This window comes from Pseudomonas sp. F2, assembly GCF_057174385.1.
Window position 1 is genome coordinate 2,517,845 of record NZ_CM169904.1, and the last position, 11,140, is coordinate 2,528,984.

Genomic DNA, 11,140 nt, shown 5'->3' on the forward strand with positions numbered 1-11,140 from the left:
GCTCCTACACGGAAGTTGTAGAACATAGGAGTTTTGGTGTGACCGCCAAACCACAAAGCACCCTGCTCTCCCCGCTGCAGACCGCGCGCCAACTGGCCGCCGAATTTGCCCTGACCGCCGTCGAACGTGACGAGCGCGGCGGTACACCGAAGGCCGAACGCGATGCCCTGCGCGACAGCGGCCTGCTGGCTCTGAGCATTCCCAACCGTTACGGCGGCCTCGGCGCGACATGGAGCGAAACCCTGCAAGTCGTGCGCGAGTTCGCCAAGGTCGACAGTTCCATCGCCCACGTCTTCGGCTTTCATCACCTGATGCTTGCCACCGTGCGCCTGTTCTCGCGGCCCGAACAATGGCAGCCATGGTTCGAACAGACCGCGCGGCAGAACTGGTTCTGGGGTAACGCCCTCAACCCACTCGACACCCGCACTGTGGTCAAGGACTTCGGCGGCTGGCGCGAGTTTTCCGGGAAGAAAAGCTTCTGCTCCGGCGCCAGCGATTCGCAGATGTTGATCGCTTCCGCCGTCGACGAAAGTGCCGGCGGCAAATTGCTGATCGCGGCAATCCCCAGCGGTCGCAGCGGCATCACTCTGCACGACGACTGGAACAACATCGGCCAGCGCCAGACCGACAGCGGCAGCGCCACGTTCGAACGGGTGCGGGTCGAAGAATCCGAGCTGCTGCTCGATCCCGGCCCGTTGAGCACGCCGTTCGCCTGCCTGCGTCCGCTGATTGCGCAGTTGACCTTCACCCACCTGTTTCTCGGGATCGCCGAAGGTGCCTTTGCAGAAGCCCGCCAATACACCCTGAGCGAAACCCGGCTCTGGCACAAATCCGCCGCCCGCGACGTGCGCGAAGACCCATACGTGCTCGCGCATTACGGCGAGTTCTGGGTCGCACTGGAAGGCATTCGTCTGCTGGTCGAGCGGGCCGCCGCGCTGCTCGACGAGGCCTGGGCCAAAGGCCCGAACCTGACCGCAGAAGAACGTGGACATCTGGCCACGGCGATTGCCACCGCCAAGGTCGCCGCCAGTCGTCAGGGACTGGACATCTGCAGCCGTTTGTTCGAAGTCACCGGCGCGCGTTCAACCCACGCCTCGCTGCGTCTCGACCGACACTGGCGCAACCTGCGCACGCAGACTCTGCACGACCCGCTCGATTACAAACTACACGAGCTGGGCGACTGGGCGCTGAACCAGGCGCTGCCGGTGCCGACGTTCTATTCCTGATCTTGCCTTTAATGGAGCGAGTCCCATGCAACTGCTGACCCTTCCGCCCTCACCCGCTCTGGCGACGTCGATCCGTGCCACCGCGCAAGTCTTCGAAGACCCGAAATCCCAGGCCTTGCTGGCGCATCTGCAACAGGTCGCGCCGAGCGAAGCCAGCGTGCTGATCATCGGCGAGACCGGCACCGGCAAGGAACTGGTGGCGCGGCATATTCACAACCTGAGCCACCGCCGGCATCGGCCGTTTGTCGCAGTCAACTGCGGCGCCTTCTCCGAATCACTGGTGGAAGCCGAGCTGTTCGGCCATGAAAAAGGCGCTTTCACCGGCGCGCTCGGCGCCAAGGCCGGCTGGTTCGAAGAGGCGGACGGCGGCACTTTGTTCCTCGACGAAATCGGCGATTTGCCGATGGCGATTCAGGTCAAGTTGCTGCGGGTGTTGCAGGAACGCGAAGTGGTGCGCCTCGGTTCGCGCAAAAGCATTCCGATCGATGTGCGGGTGCTGGCCGCGACCAACGTGCAACTGGAGAAAGCGATCAATGCCGGCAACTTCCGCGAAGACCTGTTCTACCGGTTGAACGTGGTCAATCTGGAACTCAGTCCGCTGCGCGAACGGCCCGGCGACATCCTGCCGCTGACCCGGCATTTCATCGAGGCCTACAGCCAGCGCCTGGGTTACGGACGGGTCAGTATCAGCCCCGGTGCCGAACAGAAACTGCGCAGCTACAGTTGGCCGGGGAACATCCGCGAACTGGAAAACGTCATCCATCACACCCTGTTGATCTGCCGCAACGGTGTGATCGAGCGCGATGATCTGCGCCTGTCCAACCTGCGCATCGAGCGCGCGGACGATCAGCAGTCAGGCGCCGACGATTCACCGGAAGCGTTGCTGGAACGGGCCTTTCAAAAGCTCTTCGAGCAACAGGCCGGCGCCCTCCACGAAAAGGTCGAAGACGCCTTGCTGCGCGCCGCCTATCGCTTCTGCCATTACAACCAGGTGCACACCGCCGCGCTGCTCGGTCTGAGCCGCAACGTCACGCGCACACGGCTGATAAAGATCGGCGAACTGGCGGTGAACAAGCGGCGGCTCACGGAGAACCTGCGCGGTGAACGCCTGATCCAGTTGTCGATCTAGCCGACCAGGTTGCAGTGCAGCGCATCGTCATGGCTGCGGGCGATGCTGCTCAACACCTGAAATGAATTGAAGGTCACGGTTTTCGCCTGATGGGCGCGGATCAGCTGCCAGAAATCCTGCTCGCCGCTTTCATAGCGACAGAACGCCGCCTCCCCGGCTTCGCGGCTTTGCCATTGCAGCAAGCTCAGCACCCGCCGACCGTCGTCGCTGACCTGGACGCTGGCGCTGACGAAGCCTGCGTAGCGCTGCGCCAGATGTTCGCTCTGCTGCGACAGCGCCGAAACCAATGCCGGCTGCTGACGCGGCTCGATCTCGAATTCGATCAATTGGGTAAAACTGCGATTTTTCGCTGAGGTTTGCATGAGAAGTCCCCACTGATTAAGCCGAGTCTTGCGACTCGAAGACCTGCAGGGTAAAACCTCTAGTTAAGTCAAGGTCAAGAGCCCTTTGCAAAATGATCACCCCGGAAAACCTGCACAAACAGCTCACCGTCGGCGAAGTCGCCGCGCGCAGCGGTGTCGCGGTCACTGCCCTGCACTTTTATGAAGCCAAAGGCCTGATCAAGAGTCAGCGCAATGCCGGCAATCAGCGCCGTTATCCACGGGCGGTCTTGCGCCGAGTAGCGTTGATCAAGGTCGCGCAACGCCTGGGTATTCCGCTGGCGGAGATTGGCGAGGCGCTGAAGAGACTCCCCGACGACCGCGCACCAACCGCAGCGGACTGGAAAATCCTCTCCGAGCAATGGCGCCGCGAGCTGGATGAACGGATTAATCAGCTGACCCTGTTGCGTGACCGGCTTACCGGCTGCATCGGCTGCGGCTGTCTGTCGATGGAAGCTTGCCCGTTGCGCAACCAGGGCGATGTGCTCGGTGAGAAAGGGCCGGGGGCGCACTTTCTCGGCTGACGGCTCGTCGGGGAAAAATTCTGCCCGCGCAGACAGTTCTATAGTGAATTTTCCACAAATCCGGTGGAGCCCTACCTCGCAAAACAAAGAACAGGGAGAACGTCATGAGCGTCAAACCCATTCCCGAGGGGTATCACAGCATTACCCCGTACCTCGGCATCCTAAAGGCTGCCGATGCCATCGAATTCTATAAAAAAGCCTTCGGCGCCACGGTGGTCATGCGCCTGGACATGCCGGACGGCCGTATCGGCCACGCCGAGCTGCGCATTGGCGACAGCGCGATCATGCTCGGCACACCGTGCGATCAAGGGCCATTGAGCGGCCCGGACCATGCCGTGTCGGTCGGTCTGCATCTGTATGTCACCGATGTCGACAAATCCTTTCAGCGGGCACTGGAGGCCGGGGCGCAAGCGGTGTCCGAGGTCAAGGATCAGTTTTATGGTGATCGCAGCGGGACGCTGAAAGATCCTTATGGGCATCTGTGGTTTCTGGCGACGCGCAAGGAGGATCTGACCGAGGAGCAGATCAGGCAGCGGGCGATGGAGATGTTTCAGCAGGGTTGAGATTTTCAGGGGCTGGGCTGGCCTCTTCGCGGGCAAGCCCGCTCCCACAGAGATCTTTGGTGTTTACACGATGGGTGTCACACAGAAAAACACTGTGGGAGCGGGCTTGCCCGCGAAGGGGCCAGCCCTGGCGACACACATCACACTTCATGAACCACCACACCACGCTTCAACCCTTGCCCCGCATGCCGAACACTTTCAGGATGCATCCCACCCGCACCTGAACAAGGATCAGCCCGATGTTTGCCGGATTCAGCAAAGACCAGCGCCACATCAACGGTGTCGACATCGCCTACCGCCTCGGCGGCAGCGGCCCGGGCCTGTTGCTGTTGCACGGACACCCGCAGACCCATGTGATCTGGCACAAGATTGCCGAGCAGTTGGCGGAGCATTTCACCGTGGTCGCCGCCGACCTGCGCGGATACGGCGACAGCGCCCGGCCGGCTGCCGATGAACAACATCGTCATTACTCAAAACGCGAAATGGCCAGGGACAACCTCGAGTTGATGCAGGCGCTGGGCTTCGAACAGTTTTCGGTGCTGGCCCACGACCGTGGCGCGCGGGTCGCCCATCGCCTGGCCCTCGACCACCGCGCTGCGGTGCAACGGATGATGCTGCTGGACATCGCCCCGACCCTGGCGATGTACACGCAGACCAACGAGGCCTTTGCCCGCGCCTATTGGCACTGGTTCTTCCTGATCCGCCCGGCGCCGTTGCCGGAAACCCTGATCGAAGCCGATCCTGAAGGCTATCTGCGCAGCGTCATGGGCAGCCGCAGCGCCGGGCTCACGCCGTTTACCGGGCCAGCGTTCAGCGAATACCTGCGTTGTCTGCAACGTCCCGGCAGCGCCCGAGGCATTTGCGAGGACTACCGCGCCAGCGCCAGCATCGACCTGGAACATGACCGGGCCGACCTCGCTGCCGGCCATCATCTTGACCTGCCGCTGCGGGTGCTGTGGGGCGCGCAAGGCACGGTCGGGCGCTGCTTCGACCCGCTCAAGGAATGGCAGCACGTGGCAACCAACGTCAGTGGCAAGGCGCTGCCGGCCGGGCATTATCTGGCCGAAGAAGTGCCCGAACTGTTGCTCGCCGAAGCGCTGGATTTCCTGCGCTGAATCGAGCGTTCCCCACCGATGCTATGCTGGCGGCTTGTGCCGCCAGTGCCCGCCCCCACATGTCCCGGAACCAAGACCCCGTGCCCCTGCCCGAAGACCTGCGGGTGCTGCTGACCGTGATCCGCAAGAACGGCTTCGCAGCCGCCGCCGATGAGCTGGGCCTGAGCCCGGCCTACGTCAGCAAACGCATCCAGATTCTCGAATCGACCCTCGGCACCCGCCTGCTGCACCGCACCAGTCGCCGCGTGTCGCTGACCGAGGACGGCGAGCGGGTGCAGCGCTGGGCTTTGCGCATCCTCGATGATTTCCAGCAACTGCACGACGATCTGGCCGACGCCCACGACAGCCCACGCGGACGCCTGCACATCTGCAGCAGTTTCGGCTTCGGCCGCAACCATGTGGCGCCTGCGGTTTCGCTGCTGGCGGAACGGCACCCGCAATTGCAGATTCGCCTGGACCTGTTCGACCGCGCGGTGGACATCGTCAACGAAGGTTTCGATCTGGAAATCCGCGTCGGCGACGACCTGCCCGGCCAGCACATCGGCCGGCAACTGGTGAGCAACCGCCGGGTGCTGTGCGCTGCGCCCGGATACCTTGAACGCCGAGGTACACCGCAGACCCTGGACGATCTGCAACAACACGATTGTCTGGTGATCAAGGAGCGCGACAACGCGTTCGGCATCTGGGATCTGGATCGTGACGGCACGCAGGAAAGCGTGCGCGTCAGTGGGCCGCTGTCGTCCAACAACGGCGAAATCGTCCTGCAATGGGCGCTCGACGGACGCGGGGTGTTGCTGCGCTCATTGTGGGATGTGAAACCGTTGCTGGAACAGGGCCGACTGCTGCCGGTGCTGGCCGATTACAGCCAGAGCGCCAATGTCTGGGCGGTGTACCCGACGCGGCTGGCCAACTCCGGAAAGCTGCGGGCGTGTGTGGAGTTTTTGCAGGGGCATTTCAAGGATCTTTCTCTCTAGCCCAAACACCACAAAACCCTGTGGGAGCTGGCTTGCCAGCGAAGGCGTCAGCTCAGCCAATATAAATGTTGGATGTGCTGGCCTCATCGCTGGCAAGCCAGCTCCCACAGGGTCAAAGGTGTGTCAGGCCAGCCATGGGTTGGCGGCCAGGTGTTCGCGCTCGAACGCCTCGATCTGCGCTCGTCGCTGCAAGGTACTGCCAATCGCATCCAGCCCCAGCAACAGCGCGGTCTTGCGCAAGCCGTCAATCTGGAAATCGATGACTTCACCGTCCGCCAGATGAATCTGCTGCGTCTCCAGATCCACACTGATCTGCGCCGTTTCAGGCTGACTCACCAACCGGCCAATGCGCTGCACCTGCGCCTCATCCAGCGTGATCAGCAACACCCCGTTGCGCTGGCAGTTGTCGAAGAAGATCCCGGCGAAACGGCTGCCGATCAGCGCGCGAATGCCCATTTGCTGCAACCCCCACACCGCGTGTTCGCGGCTGGAACCGCAGCCGAAATTCGCCCCGACCACCAGAAAACTCGCGCCCTGCCAGGCTGGCTGGTTCAACACGAATTCCGGGGTGGGCGTACCGTCGGCGAGAAAGCGCAGATCGAAAAACAGCCCACGATCCAGTCCCTGACGGTCGATGCCCTTGAGGAATTGCTTGGGCATGATCACGTCGGTGTCGACGTTGGCCGCGAGCAGCGGCGCGGCCTGGCCGCTGACTTGCGTGAAGGGTTGCAGACTCATGGACGTTCTCCAAAGTGGCGGATGTCGGTGAGGTGGCCACTGATCGCGGCGGCGGCGACCATCGCCGGGCTCATCAGGTGCGTACGCGCCCCGGCACCCTGGCGGCCTTCGAAATTGCGGTTGGTGCTGGAGGCGCAACGGTCGCCGGGCGCGAGTACGTCATCGTTCATCGCCAGGCACATCGAGCAACCGGACTGACGCCATTCAAACCCGGCGTCGATAAAGATCTGCGCCAGCCCTTCAGCCTCGGCCTGAGCGCGCACTTCGCTGGAACCGGGCACGATCATCGCCCGCACATGCCCGGCCACCCGCCGCCCACGCACGACGCTGGCGGCGTCACGCAGATCCTCGATCCGCGCGTTGGTGCAGGAGCCGATAAACGCGTGACTGATGACAATATCGCGCAGCGCCATGCCCGGCTCCAGGCCCATGTAATGCAGGGCGCGGCGCATGTCCTGACGCAGGATCGGATCGGCGATGCTTTGCGGGTCCGGCACCTGCGCGCCGATCGGCGCCGCCTGATCCGGGCTGGTACCCCAAGTGACCATCGGTTCCAGCAGAGTGGCGTCGAGGTGGATTTCTCGGTCGAACACCGCACCGGGATCGCTGCGCAGTTCACGCCATTTTTCCACGCCGCGCGCTAACAGTTCGCCTTGCGGTGCGCGGGGTTTGCCCTCGAGATAAGCAAAAACTGTTTCGTCCGGCGCCATGAACGCACCGCGTGCACCGGCTTCGACCGCCATGTTGCAAATGGTCATCCGCGCTTCGACGCTCAGCGCATCAATGGTCGAACCGCAGAATTCAATGGCATAACCCGTGGCACCCGACGCACCGATGCGACCGATCAGCGCCATGATCACATCCTTGGACGTCAGCCCCGGTGCCAGCTCGCCCTCCACCGTCACGCGCAGGCTTTTCAGGCGTTTGTAGACCAGCGTTTGTGAGGCCAGCAGGTGCTCGATTTCCGAGGTGCCAATGCCAAACCCGAACGCCCCCAGCGCACCGTAGGTGGTGGTGTGGCTGTCGCCCGCGGCGATGACCATGCCCGGCAGAATGAAGCCCTGCTCCGGGGCGATCACATGCTCGATGCCCTGACGTTTGTCGAGGATATCCAGCAGTTCGATGCCGAAGTCCCGGCAGTTTTCCGCCAGATACGACACCTGCCGCGCACCGCCGGCATCGGGCATCGCCGCCACCCGTTGCGGCGTGGTCGGATTGACGTGATCGACCACCGCCAGCGCCGTGCCCGGCCGCCAGACCTTGCGCCCGGCGGCGCGCAGACCGCTGAACGCCTGCGGGCTGGTGTATTCGTTGATCACCTGGCGATCGATATACAGCAGCACATGGCCCTGATCGTCGAGGCGGCACACGGTGTGCGAATCGATGTGTTTGTCGTAGAGGGTTCTGGGGCTCATCAGGGGGCTCACTCGGGAAATCCAGTGCTTTCCATCATAAGGAGCGCGAACCGGCCATCAATTGCCCGACAGTGAGAGCGCCATTCATGAAGCGTGTTTGATCGGCTGATCAGCGAACGCCCCTGTGGGAGCGGGCTTGCCCGCGAAGGCGTCGTGTCAGTCGACATCAATGTTGAATGATCTACCGCATTCGCGAGCAAGCTCGCTCCCACAGGGGTTGGTGGTGACTGGGGGAAGTGCGAAACATTTACTTTCATATCAGCCATCGGGATTTGTCCGGCTCATCCGTCCTATAGAGATGCAGGCCGTTCGCACAGGCAACCGCCACGACCGCGCCTTTTTGCGGACACCCGCGCTGCGAAGCCCGTAGCCGCGTGCCCTTTCATCGAAATCAAGACGCGCAATCATGTCGAAGAAATCCCGTTCCAAACTGTGGTTCCTGGTGCATAGCTGGCTCGCGTTGCCGATCTGGTTTTTTGTCCTGATCGTCTGTGTCACCGGCACGCTGGCGGTGGTCAGCCAGGAAATCGTCTGGCTGGCCAACCCGCAGATGCGCGCCAGCCAACCGTCGGACGATGCGCCGCGGCTCAGTTACGATCAGGTGCTGGCCGCGATCAAACAGGCCGAACCGCAGACGCTGGTGGAAAGCATCAGCCGTCCCGACGAGTCGCACTTCGCCCTCGATGTCGAGGTCAGCTACCCCGACGGCCGCACCCAGACGGTCTACGTCAACCCGTACACAGGCGTGATTCAAGGCCCGGCGCCGGACTTCAACTTCAAGGCGTTCACCCGGGCCCTGCACGGCTGGTGGCTGGTGCCGTTCACCAACGGTTTCAGTTGGGGCTGGTACCTGGTGTCATTCCTCGGCCTGCCGATGCTGGCCTCGCTGGTCACCGGGTTGGTGGTCTACAAACGATTCTGGAAAGGCTTCTTCAAGCCCACCCTGCGATTTCGCCACGGCGCGCGGATCTTCTGGGGCGATTTCCATCGACTGAGCGGCATCTGGTCAATCTGGTTCATCGCGGTGATCTCGATCACCGGCACCTGGTTTCTGATTCAGGCCATTCTGGCCGACAACCAGGTGTCCATCAGCAGCGAGCCGATCATTCCCGCCATGTCCCGGGAGAGCGTACCGATGTCGAACGACGCCAGTCCTCCCCCGCGAATCAGCCTTGATCGCGCGGTACAGATCGCCGAACAGCACATCCCCGGGCTGGATGTCAGCTTCGTCAGCCTGCCGGGCAATGCTTACAGTCACCTGAGCGTTGGCGGTCGCGGCTGGTATCCACTGATGTTCCAGACCGCCACGCTCAACCCGTACAACGGTGACATGGCCGCCACCCGACTGCTGACTGACCGCTCTTCGCTGGAGTTCGTCACCGAGTCGATGCGCCCGCTGCACACCGGTGATTTCGGCGGTCTGTGGATCAAACTGATCTGGTTCTTCTTCGGCCTGCTGCTGAGCATGATGGTCCTCAGCGGCCTGTTGATCTGGACCAAGCGCACCGCGCTGGCCACCGCCAACGCCCTCAAGCGCGAGAATAAAAAGGCCCGCAGCCCCCGCGTCAGCCGTGAACCGGCGGAGGTCAGCCTGTGAGCCCGTCCAATCGCACTGCCCAACCGTCCGCCCTGCGCCGCTTCTGGCACAAATGGCGCTTTCACCTGAACGCCTTGTTGCTGCTGATTCCGCTGGGGTTCATGCCCAAGTACTTCGCCGATGCTGCGCTGTTTCGCGGTGACGTCGGCCTCGGTGAACATGAGGTCGGCGAAATCCAGGTCGGCCCGTGGAGCCTGCGCCTGGCCGAACTGCGTAACGAAGCACCGCGCCTGAGCGGCCCCGCCGGCTACATGAAGGACTTCAATGCCGCCCTCTGCGACGCCTGCGTCGAACAGGTCAAGGCCACCTACCTGCGCATCGGCAAACCGCGCAGCCTGCGCGCCGCCGGGGTGATTTTCTTCGGCACGCCGTATCGCATGGGCGCGCAACTGCCGGTGGCGGAAAAGACCAAGGCCGATGCCGAACTGTGGATCACCATGGAAGGCTGGGACGGCAGCCTGCACCAAGCCTCGATTCCCCTGAGCCAGGCCTCTCCCGCGACCCTCGCCTGGCTGACCAAACAAGGAGCCAAACCATGAACCGCGTTCAACGCCCTTCCCGCCTGCGGTTGCGCGCCGCGTTGCTGATGCTGTGCGCAGGTTTCAGCGCCGGCGCCCTGGCCCATAACCCGATGTGCGAATGCAAAGCCGTTGATGCCGAGCAGATCAAATGCACCGGCGGCTTCTCCGACGGCAGCGGCGCACCGGGGGTGACCCTCGATGTGATCGGTTACGACGAAACCATTCTGCTGCCGGGCAAGCTCGGCGCCGACTCGACCGTGACGTTCAAGAAACCGGCGGCCGAGTTTTACGTGCTGTTCGACGCCGGCCCCGGCCACGTCGTGGAAATCGACCAAGCCGACATCGAGGCCCCATGAGCACGCCCACCTCGCAAGTCGTCCGCCCGGCCGGTGCCGGGCATGAAACCCTTAACGTTCTGCTGTTGTGTTTGCTGATCCTTGCCGTCGCCGGCTCGGTGGTGACATGGCGCGGGGTGTCCCATGAACCGGAACCGGTTGCCAGCCATCAGCTCGATGCGCGGCGCGACCTGAGTGCCGCCGAGCAAGGCATCTACGCCGACCTGCGAGTGACCCTCGACGAAATCCGCCTGCTGCGTGCAGAACAGCAAAGCCTGCCGACGCCACCGACCCTGGCCGAAGAAGGTTTCGCCCCGTTCGCCCAGGACGCCAGTTCGGTCAGCCGTGGCGGGCATGCCTGGCAATTGCTGGCGGACACCGCCTATTTCGGCCACAGCCAGGCGCCCGCCGTCGCCGGTTCATTCTTGATGCGGCTGAGCGCCGACGCCACTGCCGCGCCGGACATCTGGCTCAACCGCGCCGCCGAGCTGCAGACGCCCGCCGACCTGACCGACGCCGCGCTGTCCGCCGCTGGCTGGAAACAGATCATCGCGCAGTTCGATGCCGGCGTGACCCGCGAGCATCGCCACTGAACCTTCGCCTTCACCCGAGAGAAGACCGCT

The 11,140-nt window shown here is 63.1% G+C and carries 13 protein-coding genes; 10 read left to right on the top strand and 3 right to left on the bottom strand.

All coding sequences use genetic code 11. The features are described from left to right. The first annotated feature begins 38 nt into the window (after positions 1-38). Both AC193Q_RS11160 and AC193Q_RS11165 read left to right on the top strand, forming a co-directional pair. Positions 39-1,226 (top strand): acyl-CoA dehydrogenase family protein, encoded by a 1,188-nt coding sequence (locus AC193Q_RS11160; RefSeq protein WP_121186443.1) that lies wholly within the window; start codon positions 39-41, stop codon positions 1,224-1,226. 25 nt (positions 1,227-1,251) lie between these two features. Continuing rightward, positions 1,252-2,355 (top strand): sigma-54-dependent transcriptional regulator, encoded by a 1,104-nt coding sequence (locus tag AC193Q_RS11165; protein ID WP_121186445.1) that lies wholly within the window; start codon positions 1,252-1,254, stop codon positions 2,353-2,355. Here AC193Q_RS11165 and AC193Q_RS11170 read toward each other — a convergent pair. Continuing rightward, on the bottom strand, positions 2,352-2,717 hold the full coding sequence (locus tag AC193Q_RS11170; RefSeq protein ID WP_003226650.1) for an antibiotic biosynthesis monooxygenase: 366 nt from the start codon (positions 2,715-2,717) through the stop codon (positions 2,352-2,354). The genes AC193Q_RS11165 and AC193Q_RS11170 overlap by 4 nt on opposite strands. A gap of 92 nt (positions 2,718-2,809) precedes the next feature. Between AC193Q_RS11170 and soxR the strand changes: the two genes are divergently transcribed. The 4 genes from soxR (at position 2,810) to AC193Q_RS11190 (ending at position 5,911) form a co-directional block, all read left to right on the top strand. Then, on the top strand, positions 2,810-3,259 hold the full coding sequence (gene soxR, locus AC193Q_RS11175) for a redox-sensitive transcriptional activator SoxR (protein ID WP_047295338.1): 450 nt from the start codon (positions 2,810-2,812) through the stop codon (positions 3,257-3,259). Positions 3,260-3,363: 104 nt separating this feature from the next. Beyond that, on the top strand, positions 3,364-3,822 hold the full coding sequence (locus AC193Q_RS11180) for a VOC family protein (RefSeq protein ID WP_095668703.1): 459 nt from the start codon (positions 3,364-3,366) through the stop codon (positions 3,820-3,822). A 239-nt stretch (positions 3,823-4,061) separates the two neighbouring features. Further along, entirely contained in the window at positions 4,062-4,937 is an 876-nt protein-coding gene (locus AC193Q_RS11185) for an alpha/beta fold hydrolase (RefSeq protein ID WP_095668702.1), read from the top strand. Between the two features lie 23 nt (positions 4,938-4,960). Beyond that, positions 4,961-5,911, top strand: a complete 951-nt coding sequence (locus tag AC193Q_RS11190; protein WP_483879543.1) for a LysR substrate-binding domain-containing protein — start codon at positions 4,961-4,963, stop codon at positions 5,909-5,911. 123 nt (positions 5,912-6,034) lie between these two features. Here the strand turns inward: AC193Q_RS11190 and leuD are convergent, their stop codons facing one another. Further along, positions 6,035-6,649, bottom strand: a complete 615-nt coding sequence (leuD, locus tag AC193Q_RS11195; protein ID WP_121186447.1) for a 3-isopropylmalate dehydratase small subunit — start codon at positions 6,647-6,649, stop codon at positions 6,035-6,037. After that, a complete protein-coding gene (leuC, locus tag AC193Q_RS11200) occupies positions 6,646-8,064 on the bottom strand; it encodes a 3-isopropylmalate dehydratase large subunit (RefSeq protein ID WP_483879544.1) in 1,419 nt (472 codons plus the stop codon). The genes leuD and leuC overlap by 4 nt, the downstream gene beginning before the upstream one ends. A gap of 406 nt (positions 8,065-8,470) precedes the next feature. Between leuC and AC193Q_RS11205 the strand changes: the two genes are divergently transcribed. The 4 genes from AC193Q_RS11205 to AC193Q_RS11220 are packed head-to-tail and all read left to right on the top strand — an operon-like array spanning position 8,471 to position 11,110. Then, positions 8,471-9,661 carry a PepSY-associated TM helix domain-containing protein gene (locus AC193Q_RS11205; RefSeq protein WP_121186451.1) on the top strand — a complete coding sequence of 397 codons (1,191 nt, stop codon included), beginning with the start codon at positions 8,471-8,473 and terminating at the stop codon, positions 9,659-9,661. Next, the gene (locus AC193Q_RS11210; protein ID WP_041069742.1) at positions 9,658-10,200 is read left to right on the top strand and encodes a hypothetical protein; all 543 of its coding nucleotides are present in this window, start codon (positions 9,658-9,660) and stop codon (positions 10,198-10,200) included. The genes AC193Q_RS11205 and AC193Q_RS11210 overlap by 4 nt, the downstream gene beginning before the upstream one ends. Continuing rightward, positions 10,197-10,538, top strand: coding sequence for a hypothetical protein (locus AC193Q_RS11215; protein ID WP_007965473.1), 342 nt, complete (start codon positions 10,197-10,199; stop codon positions 10,536-10,538). The genes AC193Q_RS11210 and AC193Q_RS11215 overlap by 4 nt, the downstream gene beginning before the upstream one ends. Beyond that, a complete protein-coding gene (locus tag AC193Q_RS11220; RefSeq protein ID WP_121186453.1) occupies positions 10,535-11,110 on the top strand; it encodes a DUF6162 family protein in 576 nt (191 codons plus the stop codon). Before AC193Q_RS11215 ends, AC193Q_RS11220 begins: the two co-directional genes overlap by 4 nt. The last annotated feature ends 30 nt before the right edge of the window (positions 11,111-11,140 follow it).